Genomic DNA, 19320 nt, shown 5'->3' on the forward strand with positions numbered 1-19320 from the left:
GCCCAGGCCGCCTATCCCGTCCTCTTTACGACGCTTTCACAGCAATACCGCGATGAAATCCCTTCTTGTCTACGGCTCCACATGGGGCAACACGAAAAAGGTGGTGCAGCGACTGCCGGAATGGCTTTCCTTCCCGATCGATATCGTCAATGTCAGCACCCTTACCGACGACAGGTTATTTGCCGATTATGATTTGCTGGTCTTTTTCACGTCGACCTCGGGAGACCAGGAATTGCAGGCGGATATGGAGTCTTTCTTTGTCGGATGCAGGCCTGATCTGAATGGCAAGTTCTACGCGGTATGTGAACTGGGCAATTATTTCGGCTATGACGATTTTGATTTTGGCGCGGAACGTATCCTGAGCCATTTATTGCGCCAGGCAGGCGGACAGGAACTGATTCCGCCTTTTTCGATGGATACCTTTCCTGGCAGAGACTGGAATAGCCTGGGTCGATGGTGCGGCCTGCTCAACGATGCGGTGCAAAAGCGCGATGCACGATATTGATGTCATTCGGGAACTGCGTCGTCGTATTGGACGCGATTTCAGTCATGAAATGGAAGGCGAGTCGGTTGTCGGTCTTTCGCTGGCATCGGACGATTGTATTTTCAGCGGCCTGATCCGCCACCACTCGGCGCAGGAAAAGAATGACATCCTGTTGCTGATAGCACGCCTCAAACAGCTGCGGACATTGAATCTGCGGCGGTGCATGCTGGGCACTATGCCGGATGAAATGGGTGAACTGGCATTGCTGAAGCATCTCGATCTGGGCTCCAACAGCCTGGGCGCCGTACCGGGCTGGATTGCGCGTATCGACGATCTGGAATACCTCAATCTCGGCGTGAACCGGCTTGCTGCCCTGCCGCCATTCTTGGGGAAATTCGACAATATCAGCACATTGCTGCTGCATAAGAACAGCCTGCCTGAATTTCCCGATGTATTCGCGGGGAAAAAGCATATCGGTTACCTGAATCTGTATTTCAACCGGATGCGTTTCATTCCCGACTTCATCTGGGATTTTTCAAGCATGCATACCTTCACCTGGGGCGTTTCCGCCATGAAGGAGTTGTCGCCCGACATCGCAAAATTACAGAACCTGCGCTACCTGACACTGGTGAACACCCGGATCAGCCATCTTCCCGACTGCTTCGGCGCGTTGGGGGCGCTGGAAGCCGTCCGGCTGCACAAAAACCAGCTAGGCGAATTGCCGGAGACGATAGGGAAGTTGCAGAACCTGCGGCAAATCACGCTATACATGAATCAGCTGACGCGCTTGCCGACCACGTTCGGCCGGCTGCACCAGCTGGAAAAATTAAATCTCGCCAATAACCGGTTCCAGACTTTTCCCGAACAACTGTCGAATCTACCCAGGCTTTCCTGGCTGGCCTATTTCGGTAATCCGGATCAGGCCGCGCAGCCGCCTTTTGCATTCCAGGGCACGTTTCTAGGGACGCGTCCGCTGAATACCCGCGACGGCGGCTGAACGCGCGATGTTTACGGCACCGTGATGGCCGCTTCCGGCGCCTCGGCGGAAATCAGGTCATAGGCATCCAGAAAGCGGCGGATATCGCTGACGGAATTGAACATCAATACATCCACGATGGAAAGCCAGGAAACGAATTCCGCGCCGAACTGGCGGTATCGGATCTCGTGGGATTTGATGAATTTGAGATCGATTCCCTGGCTGGCGAATTCCTCTTCCGAATAGAGATGCTGCCCGCCGATGGCATTGGTATAGCTGTCGGCGCCGAGCGCTTCGCAGATGGCCAGAATCTTTTCCTGTCCCTTCAGGGAATTGTCCTTTTTCACGCTGGAGGAAAGGATGAACCGCGTATGCAGGCCGAGATAGCGCGCAATGCTTTCCAGCTGATGCATCAGATAGAGATGGAGCCGCGGTTCGGGATAAGGCAACAGGGTTTCGAGCAGGGGCATTACCTGCTCGAAGTAAGGCGCCCGCGAATAGGCCTGGCGAAACGTTTTGAGCAGGGTCGGCTGGTTGTCGCCAATCACGATTTCATTGATGCGCTTGGAAGAACTGGCCTCGCTCAAATTCAGAGTGAACAGGTGGGCGTCATTGTTGAGCAGTATCCGGTTGCGATTGATCCAGCTGCGCTTGCGAAAGTTGACATCGTCAAAGACGACAAAAACATCGACATCCCGAATCATTTGAAAATACCCTATGTAAGGGAAAACATAGGGTTGCATGACGCTAACTCTCATTGGAGCAGGTTCCGCTGAAAAGGTGACAGGAATCGGAGCAACAGGAAAAGAACCTGGACAGGTTCTTTTGCCTTGAGTTTCTTGAATCAATTAAAAAACGCACAGGACGGCGTCGACCGTTACCGCTTCGCCCATTGCAGACTGGCACCTTCATTTGCGATGTTGAAATGCTGCCAGAAAGAAAATCGCTGATGTTGAGATAAATAAAGAAAAACCTGCAGGGTCATTAACCTTGATCAACCCGAGAATTCCATTCTGATGGAGGCGTGGCGATGACGGTTCGCGCGGCAAAAAAAAAGCCGCCCGGGCGGCGGCTCTGGATAAATACACGCGGCGCTTCAATCCGCGGGCGGCACATAACCCTGCGCCGCATCGGCGCCTTCGCCGAAGAAGTGCTTTTCCATCTGCGTGGCCAGGTATTTGCGGGCGCGGGTGTCGGCCAGGTTCAGGCGGTTTTCATTGACCAGCATGGTCTGGTGCTTGAGCCAGGCGGCCCAGGCTTCCTTGGATACGTTTTCCCAGAGCCGCTTGCCCAGTTCGCCGGGGTAGGGCGGGAAATCCAGGCCTTCGGCTTCCTTGTTGAGTTTGATGCAGTGGACCATGCGGGCCATAAGAATTCTCCAATTGGTTGATGCGGATAAGTGCGGCTGGATGCGCGCGTTTAAAGAGCATTAAAAAGTATAAGAGGGCATTCAAAGCGTCTTGATCAGCACGAGCGACTTGCGTTGCCAGTTGTACATGTGCTGCCGGTCTTCCGGCAAGTCGTCCACCGTGGCCGGCACGAAGCCGCGCTTGATGAACCAGTGAGCGGTGCGGGTGGTCAGCACGAACAGCTTCTTCACGCCAGCCGCCCGCGCCCGGTTCTCCATGTGCTTGAGCAGGCGTTCGCCATCGCCCTGTGCCTGCACTTCCGGGTTGACCGTCAGGCAAGCCATTTCGGCCATCTGTTCCTCGGGGAAAGGATAGAGCGCCGCGCAGCCGAAGATCACGCCGTCATGCTCGATCACCGAGAAATAATCGATCTCCCGCTCGATCAGCTCGCGTCCGCGCTTGACCAGGGTGCCGTCGGCTTCCAGCGGCTCGATCAGCTTCAGGATGCCGCCGACGTCGTCGATGCTGGCGTCGCGCAGGCTTTCCAGGTTTTGCGACGAGATCATGGTGCCGACGCCGTCGTGGGTGAACAGTTCCAGCAGCGCCGAGCCGTCGGTCGAGAACGAGACCACGTGGGCGCGGGGCACGCCGCCGGTGCAGGCCTGCATTGCGTGCTTCAGATAAAAGGCCGAATCCGGCGGCAGGGCGCCGCTGTCGATGATGGCGCGCGCCTGGTGGCTGGACAGTTCGTGGATCTCGGCCCCGGTCAGGTCGGTCATCATCGGGGTTTCGGTGATGAAGATGAGCTTGTCGGCGCGCAGCGCGATCGCCGCGGCGACCGCGACGTCTTCCATGGTCAGGTTGAAAATCTCGCCGGTCGGCGAAAAGCCCAGCGGCGACAGCAATACCAGGCCGCCGGCATTGAGAATCGGCTGGATGGTCTCATATGCGATCTTCCGGGACACGCCGGTCAGTTCGAGGTCGACGCCTTCGATGATGCCGATCGGGCGGGCGGTTACGAAGTTGCCGGAAATGATGCGGATGGCGGCATGCGCCATCGGCGTGTTGGGCAGGCCCTGGCTGAATGCGGCCTCGATGTCCAGCCGCAGTTCGCCGGCCGCCTCCTTGGCGCATTCCAGCGCCGCCGTGTCGGTGATGCGGATGCCCTTGTGGAAACGGGCCTCGACATTGCGCAAGGCCAGTTGCTCCTCGACCTGCGGCCGCGAGCCATGCACCACCACAATACGGATTCCAAGCGCATGCAGCAATGACAAGTCGTGGGCCAGCACCGGCAGCGCGCCGGCCTTGACCAGCTCGCCCGGAAAGGCAACCACGAATGTTTTACCGCGAAAGGCATGTATATATGGCGCGACTGAACGCAGCCAGGCAACGAACTGAACGGGATTTTCCATGAGCGGCATTATAATTCGGTCCGCTCAGTCTGCACCTGAACCTTTCCAAGAATCCATGCATAGAGAACCCCAGGCCCAGACGCCGCAAGCGCCGCAGCCGCTGCAGCCAAAGGAGAACGGCCGCCGGCAGCCACCCCTGCGCAATCCGCTTCCCGCGATTCATTTTCCCGAAGAACTGCCGGTCTCGGGCCGGCGCGACGAGATCACAGCCGCGCTGGCGGCGCACCAGGTCATCATCGTCAGCGGCGAAACCGGCTCCGGCAAGACCACCCAGTTGCCCAAGATCTGCCTGGCGCTCGGCCGCGGCGAGCGCGGCCTGATCGGCCACACCCAGCCGCGCCGCATCGCCGCTTCCTCGACCGCGCGCCGCATCGCGCAGGAACTGGGCTCGCCGCTGGGCGAGCATGTCGGCTTCAAGGTGCGCTTCAACGACAACCTGACCAAGGGCGCCTGGGTCAAGCTGATGACAGACGGCATCCTGCTGGCCGAAACCCAGACCGACCCGCTGCTGAAGCAGTACGACACCATCATCATCGACGAGGCGCACGAACGCAGCCTGAACATCGATTTCCTGCTGGGCTACCTGAAGCAGCTGCTGCCGCGCCGCCCGGACCTGAAGATCATCATCACCTCGGCCACCATCGATGCCGAGCGCTTCGCCCGCCATTTCGGCCGCAATGGCACGCCGGCGCCGGTGATCGAGGTGTCGGGCCGCATGTACCCGGTGGAGATCCGCTACCGGCCGGTGGAGCCGGGCGAGGGCGCGGCCAAGCCGGGCGCGGCGCCGACCGCGGCGCAGAAGGGCCGCGAGAAGCGCGACCTGATGGACGCGGTGGCCGATGCCGTCGATGAGCTGTGCGGCGTCGGTTCCGGCGACGTGCTGGTGTTCCTGCCGGGCGAGCGCGAGATCCGCGACGTGGCCGAGACCCTGCGCAAGCATCATCCGCCCCATGTCGAGATCCTGCCGCTGTTTGCGCGGCTGTCGGCGCAGGAGCAGGAGCGGGTGTTCAAGCCGACCAATGCGCGCCGCATCGTGCTGGCCACCAACGTCGCCGAAACCTCGCTGACGGTGCCGGGCATACGCTACGTGGTCGACGCCGGCACCGCGCGCGTGAAGCGCTACAGCTATCGCAACAAGGTCGAGCAGCTGCAGATCGAGCCGATCGCGCAGTCGGCCGCCAACCAGCGCGCCGGCCGCTGCGGCCGTGTCGCCGCGGGCGTGTGCATCCGGCTGTATGACGAGCAGGACTTCCTGCAGCGGCCGAAATTCACCGAGCCGGAAATCCTGCGTTCGTCGCTGGCCGCGGTCATCCTGCGCATGAAGTCGCTGAAGCTGGCCGACGTCGAAAGCTTCCCCTTCATCGAGCCGCCGCTGGGCCGCGCCATCGCCGACGGCTACCAGCTGCTGCAGGAACTGGGCGCGGTGGACGATGCGAATGTGCTGACGCCGCTGGGCCGGCAACTGGCCAAGCTGCCGCTGGACCCGCGGGTGGGCCGCATGATCCTGGCCAGCCGCGACCACGACTGCCTGAATGAGATGCTGATCATCGCTTCGGCGCTGTCGGTGCAGGACCCGCGCGACCGGCCGCTGGAAGCGCAGGCCGCGGCCGACCAGGCGCATCGCAAGTTTGCCGATGACAAGTCCGAGTTCCTGAGCTGGCTGAAGATCTGGAAGTGGTTCGAGGAAGCGATCGAGCACAAGAAGACCAACCGCCAGCTGCAGGACAACTGCCGCGCCAACTTCCTGTCGCAGATGCGCCTGCGTGAATGGCGCGATGTGCATACCCAGCTGCTGACCGTGGTGCGCGAGCAGGGCTGGCGCCTGAACGAGGCGCCGGCCACCTATGAGCAGCTGCATTCGGCGCTGCTGACGGGCCTGCTGGGCAATATCGGCTTCAAGTCGGAAGAGGACAACCTCTATCTCGGCGCGCGCGGCATCAAGTTCCATATCTGGCCCGGCTCCTACCTGCAGAAGAAGGCCGGGCGCTGGATGGTGGCGGCCGAACTGGTCGACACCACCCGGCTGTATGCCCGCACGATCGCGCAGATCCAGCCGGAATGGCTGGAGCGCATCGGCGGCCATCTGCTGAAGAAGTCATACGGCGAGCCGCGCTGGGAAAAGCGCGGCGCCCAGGTGGTGGCGTCCGAGCGCGCCACGCTGTACGGTCTGGTGGTCTACAGCCAGCGCCGCATCAGCTATGGCGCGATCAACCCGGCCGAGGCGCGCGAGATCTTCATCCGCGACGCGCTGGTGGGCGGCGACTTCGACACCCGCGCGCCCTTCCTGGCCCATAACCAGAAGCTGGTGCGGGAAATCGAGAACCTGGAACACAAGTCGCGCCGCCTCGACGTGCTGGTGGACGACGAACTGATCGCCGCGTTCTACGACGAGCTGGTCCCGGAAGACATCCATAACGGCGCCGCCTTCGAGAAGTGGTATCGCCAGGCCAGTGCCGATAATCCCAAGCTGCTCTACCTGAACCGCGAAGACCTGATGCGGCATGAAGCCGCCGGCGTCACCACCGAGCTGTTTCCGAAGGTAATGCGGGTGGCGGGCGTCGAGATGGGCTTGTCCTATCATTTCGAGCCGGGCGCCGCGCGCGATGGCGTGACGCTGACGGTGCCGCTGTTTGCGCTGAACCAGGTGTCGGCCGAGCGCGCGGAATGGCTGGTGCCGGGCATGCTGAAGGACAAGGCGCACCTGCTGCTGAAGTCGCTGCCGCAAAAGCTGCGCCGCCACTGCGTGCCGCTGCCCGACTATGCGGCAGGCTTCGTCGCCAGGGTGGAGGAGCGCAAGATCCATGGCCGCGGCAGCCTGCTGGATGCGCTGATTGCCGATGTGCGCGAGCAGACCGGCGTGATGATCCGGGTCGGCGACTTCAAGCTGGAAACCCTGCCGGCGCATCACTTCATGAATTTCAAGGTGATCGACGAGCATGGCCGCCAGCTCGACATGGGCCGCAACCTGGCAGCGCTGCAGGCCGAGTTCGGCGGCCAGGCGCGCGAGCAGTTCCAGAAGATCGCCGAGCAGACCGTGATCGCCGATGCGCCGGCGCCGGCGGCGGGCAAGGGCAGCGCCGGCAACAGCAAGGGCGGCAATGCGGAGGCTGCCGCCGCGCCGGGCGCCTATACCAACCTGACGACCTGGTCGTTCGGCGAATTGCCCGAGCTGCTGGAAATCCAGCAGGGCAGGCAGAAGCTGATCGGCTTCCCGGCGCTGGTGGACCGCGGCAGCCACTGCGACCTGGAAGTGTTCGACGACCCGGCGGAGGCGGCGCGCATCCACCGCAACGGCCTGCGCCGCCTGTTCGCCCTGCAGCTGAAGGAGCAGATCAAGTTCCTGGAAAAGAACATTCCCGGCCTGCAGCAGATGGGCATGCAGTACATGGCGCTGGGCTCGCAGGAGGAATTGCGCGACCAGATCATCGAGGCCGGCCTGGACCGCGCCTGCCTGCAGGAGCCGCTGCCGACGAATGCCGAGGAATTCAGCGCACGGCGCGACCAGGGCAAGGGCAGGCTCGGGCTCCTGGTCAACGAGATCGCCCGGCTGGCGGCGCAGGTGCTGGCGGAATTCCATGCGCTGCCCAAGAAGCTGCAGGGCGCGCGCGCGCATGCGCAGGCGGTGGCCGATATCCAGTCGCAGGTGCAGGCATTGGTCGGCAAGCGCTTCATCGTCGATACCGACTACGCGCAGCTGGCCCATTTCCCGCGCTACCTGAAGGCCATCGGCGTGCGGCTGGACAAGCTGCGCGCCGACCCGTCGCGCGATGCGAAACTGATGGCGGAATGGCAGCAGGCCGCCGCGCCGTGGCAGCGGACGCAGAAAGGGCAGGGCGCGCGCGACCCGAAAATGCAGGAATACCGCTGGCTGCTGGAAGAGCTGCGGGTGTCGCTGTTTGCGCAGGAACTGAAAACGCCGATGCCGGTGTCGGCCAAGCGGCTCCAGAAGGTATGGGAGGCGATGCAGCGCTAGTGCAGTGCCGGTTATCGACTGCTTGTGTCAGTTGTGCATTGCCTGCCAGCGGCATGCACGCCACACAGTGTCGTTTTATTGCTTACAGTTGCCCTTGTGCACGACTATTTTTGCGATAATCGCCGGCAACTATCTGGCCACTATCATGTTTATTCTTGCGAAAAACTTTCTCGCCCGCCTTTTCCTGATGCTCGTGGCGCCTTCCTACATTGCAAGCCAACCTGTTTCCGGCGCCGCCATGGTTTTTTCCCTCACCGATTATCTGATTGCCGCTCTGGTTCTGATCGCCCTGGCGGTCTGGTTCGAGCGCTGGTGGCGCAAGTAGGCCCGTTCCGCCGCGCTTGCGGGCCGCCTGCCTTCTGATGTAGCTCAATGAACAAGTTGTGCCTGATACTACATTTGAACGACATATTCAGAGTGTTGGTGGACGGAACATGAATGATTGCCTGAAACAGGTACTGCGCGCATCCCTCATCGTGCTTGGACTGGCCGTCATGGGCGGTTGCGGCACAAGCGGCATGCGGATGGCCGGCAATGCCGGCACGACGGACCAGACTGCCGGCGAAGCGGCCGCCCCCCCGGTCAACATGATCACGCCGCAGTTGCTGCGGGCTGAAAAGGACCGGCGCGACAAGGATGCAGGCGCCGACATCAGCCAGCTGCTTACCCCACCGGCGCCCTATACGATCGAAAGCGGCGACCAGATTTCCATCGTGGTCTGGGACCATCCCGAACTCGGCGGCGGCGCCCTGACCGCCAATGCCGCAAGCGTGGCAAGCGGCGGCTTCAATTCCACCATGCCGGTGACGCCGGCCAGCTTCGTGGTGAACCAGGAGGGGGCCATCCAGTATCCCCATGTCGGCATGTTGAAGATCGCCGGGCTGACCGAGCCGCAGGCGCGCGAACTGCTGACGACGCGCCTGGCCCATTACATCAACAAGCCGAGCGTCACGCTGACGGTGCAGTCCTACCGCAGCAAACGCATCTACGTGGACGGCGAGGTCAAGACGCCGGGCGTGCAGACGATCAATGACATACCGATGAGCCTGGTGGAGGCCATCAACCGGGCGGGCGGCTTCCAGCCCACCGCCGACCAGAGCCAGATTTCGCTGAACCGCAAGGGCGTGAGCTACCGCATCAATCTGCCGCAACTGGTCCAGCGCGGCGTCAATCCCGGCGACATCATGCTGGTCAACGGCGACGTGCTGCGGGTGCGGTCGCGCGACGAAAGCAAGGTCTTCGTATCGGGCGAAGTGGTCGGGCCGCGGGCGCTGCAAATGCATAACGGCCGGCTGTCATTGAGCGAAGCATTGGGCGAGTCGGGCGGCATCAACCCGCTGACCGGCGATGCCCGGCAGATCTATGTCGTGCGCAAGTCGACGGCCGAGGCCGTGGTCTACCAGCTCAGCGCCACCAGCTCCGGCGCGCTTGCGCTGGCGGAAGGCTTCGAGCTTGAGCCAAAAGACATCATCTACGTGGCCGCCACGCCATTGACAAACTGGTACCGCACGATCAGCCAGATATTCCCGGGAGGCATGCCGTCCGCGGCAGCCCTTATTCCGCCGAGATAAGCAATTGGCGTCCTGATTTCCCGAAATCATTTTTCGGGGTTATTGCAATGCCGCAGAAAATGAAATTTCTATTTATTGCGGTTGCCTGATTGTTTTTTCCGTCATTGTCGCTCGATGGCGTGGCTCTTCATGGCATCTGAAAACCAGCAGAACTGAAAAAGGATTCCTGCCGGTATTGCCGCCTCCCGTCGCTAGTTTCCCCTGATTAAAGCCGCAATACGATCTCGTTCAATTCGATGAGCAATGTCGCGGTTTTTTTCTTTCGTATTTCATTTTTCGCTCAAATATTTTTGTGCAGCGCAGCAAATTGAAAGTATCGCGGGGTTGATAATCGCCAAAATGTGGCCGAAATTTTGCGGGAAACTAGCTCTGCTGATAACTTTCTCGACCAGATTCAGCAAATTATTGCATTGCATAAATTTACGAGAAGAAATATGCATAACGAGAATCTTATTTGGTTAAGCAATGGGCGAGAAGTAGTCAGCCTTTATTCCGATTCGGATTCATTCCCTAAAAAGCTAATCGGATTGGGACTGTTTTACGGAATTATTTGCAAGAGCGCCGAGGCCTGGCCACGTCTTTCATACCGCGTCTTTCATTAGCAAGCAGTAAATCATGGATAACCAAGTCAATCTGCTTTTAGCGATGGCGATAGCGGCCGCGAGCAGCGTGTCAATCTGCGTTGCCGTGCTGCTTACCCAATCCTGGCATGCCCGGTTTTCGATGGATTCGGATTTGACCGGCATTCAGAAGTTCCATAAAAGGCCGGTGCCGCGTATCGGCGGCGTGGCCATGATCGCCGGCCTGCTGGCAGTACCCCTGTCGATCCATGTCTTCGGCAAGAACCTGGAGTTGCAGCAGTATGCTAGGCCGATGCTGTTCGCCATCCTGGCCGCAGCGCCGGCGTTCCTGGCCGGGCTTGCCGAGGATCTGACCAAGTCGGTGTCGGTGCGGGCGCGACTCATCGCCACGTTTTTCAGTGCGTTGCTGGGCGCCTGGCTGCTCGGCGCCGCGCTGAACCGGATGGACGTGGTCGGCCTCGATCTGCTGCTTCAATTCGCGCCGGTGTCGCTGGTGGTGACTGCCGTCGCCGTCGGCGGCCTGGCCAACTCGATCAACATCATCGATGGCTTCAACGGCGTTGCCAGCGGCGTCGGTACCGTGATCCTCGCCGGCATCGCCGTTCTGGCCTATGGCGCCGGCGATCAGGTCGTGATGCACCTGTGCCTGATCGGCGCCGGCGCCGCCATCGGACTGGCGCTGCTGAACTTCCCCACCGGGCGCCTGTTCATGGGAGACGGCGGCGCTTACCTGCTGGGCTTCTGGATTGGCGAGATGGCGGTATTGCTGGTGGTGCGCAATGCGCAGATCACGGCCTGGCAGTTGCTGGCCATCTGCGCCTATCCCGTCACCGAGGTCCTGTTCAGCATGTACCGGCGCCGGGTGATACGCAAGGTCGCGCCAGGCGCGCCGGACCGGCTGCATCTGCATACCCTGATCTACCGGCGCCTGATCTGCACCCGCCTGCCCGCATCGGCGCACCAACCATGGCGGCGCAATGCCGCCGTCGCCTGCCTGATCGTGCCCTGGTTGGTGCTGACCACCGCGGTCGCCGTGCGCTACGGACGCACCATCCCCGCGGCCTTCCTGATCACGCTGTTTCAGGTGTTCGTGTACCTCGCGGTCTATGGCCGGCTGGTGCGCGGGCATTGGTGCCTGCGGCCAATGGTGCTGCTCGGCTTCAGGCGGGTCAGCAAGGAAACGGTGGTCTGACCGGCGCCGGCCACGCGGGTCATGCAGGGAATGGGGCCATTCAACGTTGTCTGATGTGTAGCCAAAGTCTTTCGGGGGAGTCATGAGCAGTATCAAATCCATCGCACCAATTCACGCCGATCTCGAGTCGCCGATCTATGTCACGCAGCCCTACCTGCCGCCGCTGGCCGAGTTCATTCCCTATCTGACCAAGATCTGGAACAGCAGGGTGCTGACCAATGGCGGGCCGTTTCATCAGCAGCTGGAAAGCGCGCTGTGCGACTACCTCGGCGTGAAGCATGTCGCCCTGTTCTCCAACGGCACGCTGGGCCTGGTGACGGCGCTGCAGGCCCTGCGCATTACCGGCGAGGTGCTGACCACGCCGTACTCCTTCGTCGCGACCGCCCATTCGCTGCTGTGGAACGGCATCAAGCCGGTGTTCGTCGACATCGACCCCAACACCCTGAACATGGACCCGGCCCGGATCGAGGCGGCCATCACGCCGCATACCACGGCCATCATGCCGGTGCATTGCTACGGCCATCCCTGCAATGTCGAGGCGATCCAGAAGATCGCCGACAACTACAACCTCAAGGTGATCTACGATGCGGCCCACGCCTTCGGCGTCGAGGACGAAGGCGGCAGCATACTGCGGCATGGCGACCTGTCGGTGCTGAGCTTTCATGCCACCAAGGTCTTCAATACCTTCGAGGGCGGCGCCATCGTCTGCCCGGATGCCCGCACCAAGCAGCGCATCGACCATCTGAAGAACTTCGGCTTCGTCGACGAAGTCACGGTCGTGGCTTCCGGCATCAACGGCAAGATGAGCGAGATCAACGCCGCCTTCGGCATGCTGCAGCTGCAGCACATCGACGGCGCGATGGCGCGGCGCCGCCAGATCGACGCGCTGTATCGCGAGTACCTGGAAGGCGTCGAAGGCATACGCTGCGTGTGCGGCAGCGGCGAGGCGATGGCCAACTATTCCTACTTCCCGATACTGGTCGAGCCCGACTTTCCGCTCAGCCGCGACGGCCTCTACCAGCTGCTGCGCGAGAACAATATCTTCGCGCGACGCTACTTCTATCCGCTCATCAGCGAGTTCCCGATGTATCGCGGCCTGCCGTCGGCGCATCGGGACAACCTGCCGGTGGCAAGCGAGGCGGCGCGCAAGGTGCTGTGCCTGCCGATCTATCCGGCTCTGACCAATAACGAGGTGTTTGCCATCGTCGATGTCATTGCGCATGCCGGCCGCTGACGAGGCGCGGCCGCAGACGGCTGGCGGCCATCCGCCTGCAAGCGGAAGGCTGCAGCCGTCCATCGACACGCGGCTTTTGGCCAACACCAATCAATAACAGTGCAATGCATATGCATGAACTTTCCGAGAGCGCGAGCCAGACAGCCGAAGAAGTGGAGGCATTGCTGCGGCAGGAGTACGAAGAATCAGCGCCATCCTTCCTGTCTTCCATCGATCTTGCCGCCTATGCAAGAAAGATCACGGGCCATGCAAGAATCGCCGGGCTAAGGGCGGACGGCACCCTGATCGCCTTTCTCGCTTTCTATTGCAACGACCCGGAACGCCGGCTGGCCTACATGAGCATGCTGCTGGTGCGCAGCGACTATCGCGGCCGCGGCCTGGCCAGGCGGCTGGTGCAGCAGAGCCTGGACTACCTGACCCAGGCCGGCTTTCTTGTCTACCGGCTGGAGGTCGGCAAGGACAACCGGGAAGCGATCGCGCTCTACAGGGCGATGGGCTTCACCGAGAAGGGTGAAGTAGAGGGGGCCAGCCTGTACATGGAGCGCCGCCTGTCGCAGGACGACGCCGGACGCGAGGACGGGCTGGCGCAGCAGGCCGCATCGCTCAAGGCCAACGTGGTTGCCAACTACGGCGGGCAGATTTACATGACCGTGGCCAACCTTGCCATGGTGCCGCTCTACCTGCATTACATGGGCGCCGAAGCCTATGGGCTGGTCGGCTTCTTCGCGATGCTGCAGATGTGGTTCCAGTTGCTGGACCTGGGCCTGACGCCAACCATGTCGCGCGAGATGGCCCGCTTCCATGGCGGCGCCACCGACATCCTGAGCCTGCGCCGCCTGATGCGGGCCTTCGAGGGGATCTTCGTCGCCACCGCGCTGCTGGGTGCGGCAGCCATCATCATCGCGGCCGGCCCGATTTCGAGCCACTGGCTCAAGGCGCAGGACCTGCCGCTGTCCGAAGTGCGCCATGCCGTGATGCTCATGGCAATCATCATCGCGCTGCGCTGGATCAGCGGCCTGTACCGCAGCGCCATCATCGGGCTGGAACGGCAGATCTGGCTCAATGGCTTCAATGTCGCCATTGTCACCATGCGCGCCGTGCTGGTGCTGCCTGTCTTCCTCGTAGCGGGCAGCAGCCCGACGCACTTCTTCGGCTTCCAGCTTGCGGTGGCGATGTTCGAGACCGCCTGGCTGGTACGCCAAACCTACCGGCTGCTGCCCCTTGCGCGCCATGCCGGTGCGCTGCGCTGGGAGCTGGCGCCATTGCGCGGCGTGCTGGCCTTCTCGCTCAGCATCGCCTTCACTAGTTCGGTCTGGGTGCTCATCACCCAGACCGACAAGCTGGTGCTGTCGAGAATGCTGCCGCTGACCGAGTACGGCTACTTCACGCTGGCCGTGCTGGTCGCCGGCGGCGTCATGCTCATCAGCGGCCCGATCAGCACGGCGCTGCAGCCGAGGATGACCAGCATCCTGGCCACGGGCGACGCACGCGGCGTGGTTTTTCTCTATCGCAAGGCGACCCAGATCGTGGCGGTGCTGTGCATTCCGGCCGCGCTGCTGCTGGCCTTCTTCCCGCGGGAAGTGCTGTGGGCATGGACCGGGGACGCGACGGCCGCCGCGCATGCCGCGCCGGTCCTGTCGCTGTATGCGCTCGGCAACGGCGTGCTTGCGCTGAGCGCCATGCCTTACCTGCTGCAGTTTGCCGCCGGCAAGATGCGGCTGCATGTGATCGGCGGCGCCCTGATCACCGTGCTGCTGATCCCTGCGCTGATCTGGGGCACGAGCCGCTACGGCGCCACCGGCGCCGCCTATGCCTGGCTAGCCTCCAACCTGGCCTACCTGCTGCTGTGGGTGCCGCTGATACACCGGCGCTTCATGCCGGGCCAGCACATGCAATGGCTCTGCGCAGATATCTGCCTTATCGCCGCGCCGCCCATGCTTGCCGCTTACATGCTGCATGCGGCGGTGACGTTGCCGCAGGACCGGCTGATGCTGAGCCTGTCGCTGGCCGCGATCGGACTGCTGCTCATGGCGCTTGCGGCCGCCGCCTCGTCGTATGCCCGGGAAACCTGCGGCTTCCTGTGGCGGCGTCAATTGATGGGACTTGCCAGACAAGGATGAAGAGATGAACGGAACAGACATGACGCCCAAGGTTTCGGTATGCGTGGTGACCTACAACCAGGAGCGGTATATCGCGAAGTGCCTGCAGAGCATCGTGGACCAGGAGACCGACTTTCCCTTTGAAGTGATCGTCGGCGACGACGCCTCGACCGACGGCACCCGCGCCATCGTGCGCGACTTCGCCGAGCGCTATCCTGGCAAGGTCACCGCCGTCCTGCACGAGACCAACGTCGGCCCGACGCAGAACTACCTGAGCGTGCACAACCTGGCCAGGGGCGCCTATGTGGCCCACGTGGACGGCGACGACTATTGCCTGCCCGGCAAGCTCGCCAGGCTTGCTTCCCACCTGGACCAACAGCCGGATTGCCGCATTGCGTGGCACCGCATGATCATCCTGAACGAGCGCGGCCAGACCGCCGTCGGCATGCCGCTGGTGCCGGTCTCCAACTTCATCGCCTCGGAGCGGCTCACCGCGGCCGACCTGGCCAAGTATTACGGGCTGACCGGCTGCCATTCGGGCAGCATGTACCGCAGGGCGGCGCGCAAGATCTGGACGACGGACGACGAAATCCTCGACTACTTCCTCACGCTTTCCTTCTGCATCGACGGTGGCTACGCCTCGTATATCGACGAGCCCTATGGCGTCTACCGCTTCTTCTCCACCGATATCACGCTGACCAAGGTCAAGGGCGCGATGGCAGTGGGACTGGGCAAGCTGGGAATGATGAGGCAATTCCTTGCGTCGAACCCGGAACTGTCGAGGGCGTTCGCGGCGCAATGCCTGCTGGAGATCCTGATACGGGCCTATTTCGGCTATCCGCTCAAGCGCGAATACTGGAAGATGTTTCTCGCATGCCGCCGCATTCCCCTGCCTTCCGATCTCTGGCTGATCGGCCGCGTGTTCATGGCCAACCGCAATACCAGGCTGCGCGCCGCGTTCGAATCGCTGCCGCCGTCGCAAAGCGCGCTCGTGTAAAGCCATGCTGACCATTTCCTATCAACATCCCTACCGCGGCCTGGGCGGCAGCAGCGTCAACCTGCAGGCGGTGTTCGCCAGTCTGCTGTTTGCGCTGTTCATGCTGTGGATTCCGTGGGAAGAGCTGGTTGGAAAGGAGTTCGAGGACAAGCAGGTCTATATCAACAACTTCCTGTATCTCAAGTCCATCGTGGAGGACAAGGATCTTTCCGGCTTGCGCGACTTTTTCTTCAACGAGGTGCTGTGGGACGTGCTGGTCAGGGCCGCCATGGACAAGCTCGGCATCCCGATTGGTGTCATCCTGAACGCCGTCACTTTCCTGTGCCTGTTCTGTTTCGCGCGTTTCCTCGCAGTGCGCCATGGCGTGCTGTCCATCCTGCTGCTGGTCAACCCGCTGGTTGTCGACTTTGCCTTCTCGCAGCTGCGCATGGCCTTTGCCGTGTCGCTGGTCCTGCTGGCGCTATCGCTGCGCAGCCGCGTCGCCCTGTGCGCCACACTGGTGATGGCCTGCTTCATTCACACCGCCATGGTGCTGTTCATCGTGATGTACCTGGTCGCGGTCCAGGTCAGCCTGTGGGTCAGGAAACGCAATTTTCCGGTGTACACCCTTGCCTATATTGCGATGGCGGGAGGCGCGCTGATCGCATTGCTGATCGGGCCGCTGCGCGGCAGCCTGCTGTCCTCGGTGGGAGACCGGCGGGCCGAATACGAACTGGGCGCCGCCACGCTTTCCTATGCCTCCTTCTGGATCGGGCTGCTGGCGACCGTGCCGCTGCAGAAGGCCAGGTTCTATGCCTCGCGGTTCAACCTGCTGTCGGTGGCCTGCCTGGCGACATTCACCTTCGCCACCCTGATGGGCGTATTCGCGGCGCGCTTCATCTCGGCCCTGTTTCCGATGCTGATGTCCCTGATGCTCACCCTCGGGCGCCCGGTCCGCGAAGTGATGCTGCTGATGTATTTAGTGTATCTGGGCCTGCAATGGCATTACTGGTTCCTTTGAAAACCACAGCCGGCCGAGACTGAAAGCATGCCAATGAAAATAGTATTCCTGACGAGTTCATTGAGCGCCGGCGGCGCCGAGCGGGTTGCCACGATCCTGTGCAATGCGTGGGCGGCGCGCGGTGACAGCGTCAGCCTGATCCCCACCTATTCGGGCGGCGGCAAGCCGTTCTACCCGGTCGCCGAAGCGGTGGAAACGGCATTCCTGGCCGACCAGGCGGGGCAGAAGCGCGGACGCATGACCGGTTATCTGGCCCGGCTGCTGACGCTGCGCCGGATGATACGCAGCCGACAGCCCGATGTGGTCGTGTCGTTCCTGCCGAACGTGAACGTGGCCGCCATTCTGGCCATGGCGCACACCGGCATACCGCTGATCATCTGCGAGCGCAACGATCCGTCAAGCCGCTCGCCCCTCAATGGCTGGGAGCTGGCGTCCATGCTGACCTTCCGCTTCGCCAGCATGCTGACCGTGCAGACCGAGGCGGTGGCGGGCAAGGTCATGGCGCGCTATCCGGGGCTGGACAAGGTCAGGGTCGTTCCCAATCCGCTGCCGGACTGCGCGGCAGCGATGCCGGCGACGTCGGCGTCCGGGAAGAGCGGCCGCAGGGTACTGCTCAGCCTGGGCCGGCTGACCGCGCAAAAGGGCATCGACACCGTGATCAATGCATTCGCCCGGCTGGCGCCGCGTTTTCCCGATTGGGACCTGCACATCTATGGCGACGGGCCGTTGCGGGAATCGCTGGCCGCGCTGGCCGCCAGCCAGGGGCTGGCGCAGCGCATTGCCTTCATGGGGCTCACCAGCGAGCCGGGCAGGGTGATGGCCGCCGCCGATGCCTTCGTGATGGGATCGCGCCACGAAGGTTTCCCCAACGCGCTGCTGGAGGCAATGAGCGCGGGCCTGCCGTGCCTGGCCACCGACTGCCCGAGCGGGCCGCGCGAGATCAGCCGCGATGGCGCCGATGCGCTGCTGGCGCCCCTGAACGACGAGGAGGCATTCACCGACGCGCTGGCCCGCCTGATGGGCGACGCCTCGCTGCGCGCCACGCTGGGAAGCCGGGCCAGCGCGTCGATCCGCGAGCGCTACAGCCTGGACTCGGTGCTGGCGCGCTGGGATGCGCTGTTTGCCGAACTCATCCGCCGGCCGGAAGGCAATCCGGCGCCATCGCCGGTGCGGCCGGCGGGCCGGCCGATCAACAGGAGCTTCTGATGCAGAAACACCTTTCATGCCTTGCCTGCCAGGCGCCAGGGCGCCGCGCCGGCTTCAACGTCGGGAGCGCGCGATGAAAGTGGCGCTGATCGTGACCTCGCTCGGCGTCGGCGGCGCCGAGACGCAGGTGGCCAATCTGGCGGATCGCCTGGACGCAGCCGGCCACAGCGTACTGATCCTGTCGATGATCAACGACCTCGCGGTGTTGCCGAGAAGCCCTTCGGTGCGGGTCGAGCCGCTGCATGTGCGCAAGACGCCGCTCACCCTGGCCCTGGGTTATGGCCGCGCATGCCGGCTGCTGCGGCGCTTCCGGCCGGACGTGGTGCATAGCCACATGGTGCATGCCAACCTGTTTGCACGACTGCTGCGCCTGTGCGCGCCGATGCCGCGGCTCATCAGCACCGCGCACAACACCAACGAGGGCGGCGCGCTGCTGATGTGGGGCTACCGCGTCACGGACGGGCTGGCCCACCTGACCACCAATGTCAGCCAGGAAGCGGTGGACCGTTACATCGCGTGCGCGGCGGTGCCGGCCGGCAAGGTGATCGCGGTGCATAACGGCATCGACTGCGACCACTTCCGCTCCGAGCCCGCCCTGCGCGAGGCCACGCGCACCGCGCTTGATGTGCCGCCCGGCCATCAGGTGCTGCTGGCGGCGGGCCGCATCTGCGAGCAGAAGGATTACCCCAACCTGCTGCGCGCCTTCGCGCTCGTGCTTGCCCGGCGCACCGACTGCCTGCTCTGGATTGCCGGCGAGGGCGGCGACCAGGCCGCGGTCGAGCAGCTTGCGGTCGACCTCGGCATACGAGACGCGGTCCGCTTCCTCGGGCTGCGGCGCGATATGCATGCCTTGATGAATGCGGCCGATATCGTGGTCCTGTCCTCCGCCTACGAGGGCTTCCCGCTGGTGGTAGGCGAGGCAATGGCGTGCGAGCGCATCGTGGTGGCGACCGATGCGGGCGGCGTGCGGGAATGGCTCGGCCGCTCGGACCACGTGGTGCCCACGCGCGACAGCCCGGCACTGGCGGGCGCGCTGATGAATGCGCTGGGCATGGATGCGCAGAGCCGCGCGCTGCATGGCATCGCAGCCCGCGAACGGGTATTCAGGCGCTTTTCCCTGGATGCGGTCGTGGCCCGCTGGGAAGACATCTATCGCGGCAATGTCCAGCAGGGCGCCGCGGCGCAGTTATCGGGCTCGGGAGAGCCGGGCTGATGAGACTCGGAGTCGTTTTGAAAGGGCAGTCAC

At 62.7% G+C, this 19320-nt stretch carries 15 protein-coding genes; 12 read left to right on the plus strand and 3 right to left on the minus strand.

Annotated features, from left to right (window positions below):
• The first annotated feature begins 52 nt into the window (after positions 1-52).
• Both ABC383_RS19070 and ABC383_RS19075 read left to right on the plus strand, forming a co-directional pair.
• Positions 53-505 (plus strand): flavodoxin family protein, encoded by a 453-nt coding sequence (locus ABC383_RS19070; RefSeq protein ID WP_413016014.1) that lies wholly within the window; start codon positions 53-55, stop codon positions 503-505.
• On the plus strand, positions 492-1481 hold the full coding sequence (locus tag ABC383_RS19075) for a leucine-rich repeat domain-containing protein (RefSeq protein WP_413016016.1): 990 nt from the start codon (positions 492-494) through the stop codon (positions 1479-1481). Before ABC383_RS19070 ends, ABC383_RS19075 begins: the two co-directional genes overlap by 14 nt.
• Before the next feature lie 11 nt (positions 1482-1492).
• On the opposite strand, the gene ABC383_RS19080 is transcribed toward ABC383_RS19075, so the two are convergent.
• The 3 genes from ABC383_RS19080 to argA form a co-directional block, all read right to left on the minus strand.
• Positions 1493-2218: a WbqC family protein gene (locus ABC383_RS19080; protein WP_413016431.1), complete on the minus strand. Its 726-nt coding sequence runs from the start codon at positions 2216-2218 to the stop codon at positions 1493-1495.
• Between the two features lie 338 nt (positions 2219-2556).
• Positions 2557-2829: an oxidative damage protection protein gene (locus ABC383_RS19085; protein WP_413016018.1), complete on the minus strand. Its 273-nt coding sequence runs from the start codon at positions 2827-2829 to the stop codon at positions 2557-2559.
• An 81-nt stretch (positions 2830-2910) separates the two neighbouring features.
• A complete protein-coding gene (gene argA, locus ABC383_RS19090; RefSeq protein WP_194712686.1) occupies positions 2911-4221 on the minus strand; it encodes an amino-acid N-acetyltransferase in 1311 nt (436 codons plus the stop codon).
• Positions 4222-4276: 55 nt separating this feature from the next.
• On the opposite strand from argA, the gene hrpA reads away from it, so the two are divergent.
• From hrpA to ABC383_RS19140, 10 genes are all read left to right on the plus strand, one after another.
• Positions 4277-8194 (plus strand): ATP-dependent RNA helicase HrpA, encoded by a 3918-nt coding sequence (gene hrpA / locus ABC383_RS19095; RefSeq protein ID WP_413016020.1) that lies wholly within the window; start codon positions 4277-4279, stop codon positions 8192-8194.
• A 145-nt stretch (positions 8195-8339) separates the two neighbouring features.
• Complete coding sequence (locus tag ABC383_RS19100) at positions 8340-8519, plus strand: hypothetical protein (RefSeq protein ID WP_413016022.1); 180 nt, start codon at positions 8340-8342, stop codon at positions 8517-8519.
• 109 nt (positions 8520-8628) lie between these two features.
• Positions 8629-9765, plus strand: a complete 1137-nt coding sequence (locus ABC383_RS19105; protein ID WP_413016023.1) for a polysaccharide biosynthesis/export family protein — start codon at positions 8629-8631, stop codon at positions 9763-9765.
• Positions 9766-10380: 615 nt separating this feature from the next.
• Positions 10381-11538, plus strand: coding sequence for an MraY family glycosyltransferase (locus tag ABC383_RS19110; RefSeq protein WP_413016025.1), 1158 nt, complete (start codon positions 10381-10383; stop codon positions 11536-11538).
• Between the two features lie 82 nt (positions 11539-11620).
• Positions 11621-12772 carry a DegT/DnrJ/EryC1/StrS family aminotransferase gene (locus ABC383_RS19115; RefSeq protein ID WP_413016027.1) on the plus strand — a complete coding sequence of 384 codons (1152 nt, stop codon included), beginning with the start codon at positions 11621-11623 and terminating at the stop codon, positions 12770-12772.
• Between the two features lie 110 nt (positions 12773-12882).
• Positions 12883-14892, plus strand: coding sequence for a GNAT family N-acetyltransferase (locus tag ABC383_RS19120; protein ID WP_413016029.1), 2010 nt, complete (start codon positions 12883-12885; stop codon positions 14890-14892).
• 4 nt (positions 14893-14896) lie between these two features.
• Positions 14897-15868: a glycosyltransferase family 2 protein gene (locus tag ABC383_RS19125; protein ID WP_413016031.1), complete on the plus strand. Its 972-nt coding sequence runs from the start codon at positions 14897-14899 to the stop codon at positions 15866-15868.
• A gap of 4 nt (positions 15869-15872) precedes the next feature.
• Positions 15873-16868 carry a hypothetical protein gene (locus ABC383_RS19130; RefSeq protein WP_413016033.1) on the plus strand — a complete coding sequence of 332 codons (996 nt, stop codon included), beginning with the start codon at positions 15873-15875 and terminating at the stop codon, positions 16866-16868.
• Positions 16869-16901: 33 nt separating this feature from the next.
• Entirely contained in the window at positions 16902-18074 is a 1173-nt protein-coding gene (locus tag ABC383_RS19135) for a glycosyltransferase family 4 protein (protein ID WP_413016035.1), read from the plus strand.
• 16 nt (positions 18075-18090) lie between these two features.
• Positions 18091-19287, plus strand: coding sequence for a glycosyltransferase (locus tag ABC383_RS19140; protein WP_413016036.1), 1197 nt, complete (start codon positions 18091-18093; stop codon positions 19285-19287).
• The last annotated feature ends 33 nt before the right edge of the window (positions 19288-19320 follow it).

Source organism: Noviherbaspirillum phoenicis, from assembly GCF_047237965.1.
Taxonomy (GTDB): domain Bacteria; phylum Pseudomonadota; class Gammaproteobacteria; order Burkholderiales; family Burkholderiaceae_D; genus Noviherbaspirillum_A.

What these genes read in the sequence shown, in the direction of transcription:
- ABC383_RS19070 (WP_413016014.1), top strand. Translation starts at nt 53, where the DNA reads ATGAAATCCCTTCTTGTCTACGGCTCCACATGGGGCAACACGAAAAAG.
- ABC383_RS19075 (WP_413016016.1), top strand. Translation starts at nt 492, where the DNA reads ATGCACGATATTGATGTCATTCGGGAACTGCGTCGTCGTATTGGACGC.
- ABC383_RS19080 (WP_413016431.1), bottom strand. Translation starts at nt 2,218, where the DNA reads ATGAGAGTTAGCGTCATGCAACCCTATGTTTTCCCTTACATAGGGTAT.
- ABC383_RS19085 (WP_413016018.1), bottom strand. Translation starts at nt 2,829, where the DNA reads ATGGCCCGCATGGTCCACTGCATCAAACTCAACAAGGAAGCCGAAGGC.
- argA (WP_194712686.1), bottom strand. Translation starts at nt 4,221, where the DNA reads ATGGAAAATCCCGTTCAGTTCGTTGCCTGGCTGCGTTCAGTCGCGCCA.
- hrpA (WP_413016020.1), top strand. Translation starts at nt 4,277, where the DNA reads ATGCATAGAGAACCCCAGGCCCAGACGCCGCAAGCGCCGCAGCCGCTG.
- ABC383_RS19100 (WP_413016022.1), top strand. Translation starts at nt 8,340, where the DNA reads ATGTTTATTCTTGCGAAAAACTTTCTCGCCCGCCTTTTCCTGATGCTC.
- ABC383_RS19105 (WP_413016023.1), top strand. Translation starts at nt 8,629, where the DNA reads ATGAATGATTGCCTGAAACAGGTACTGCGCGCATCCCTCATCGTGCTT.
- ABC383_RS19110 (WP_413016025.1), top strand. Translation starts at nt 10,381, where the DNA reads ATGGATAACCAAGTCAATCTGCTTTTAGCGATGGCGATAGCGGCCGCG.
- ABC383_RS19115 (WP_413016027.1), top strand. Translation starts at nt 11,621, where the DNA reads ATGAGCAGTATCAAATCCATCGCACCAATTCACGCCGATCTCGAGTCG.
- ABC383_RS19120 (WP_413016029.1), top strand. Translation starts at nt 12,883, where the DNA reads ATGCATGAACTTTCCGAGAGCGCGAGCCAGACAGCCGAAGAAGTGGAG.
- ABC383_RS19125 (WP_413016031.1), top strand. Translation starts at nt 14,897, where the DNA reads ATGAACGGAACAGACATGACGCCCAAGGTTTCGGTATGCGTGGTGACC.
- ABC383_RS19130 (WP_413016033.1), top strand. Translation starts at nt 15,873, where the DNA reads ATGCTGACCATTTCCTATCAACATCCCTACCGCGGCCTGGGCGGCAGC.
- ABC383_RS19135 (WP_413016035.1), top strand. Translation starts at nt 16,902, where the DNA reads ATGAAAATAGTATTCCTGACGAGTTCATTGAGCGCCGGCGGCGCCGAG.
- ABC383_RS19140 (WP_413016036.1), top strand. Translation starts at nt 18,091, where the DNA reads ATGCCTTGCCTGCCAGGCGCCAGGGCGCCGCGCCGGCTTCAACGTCGG.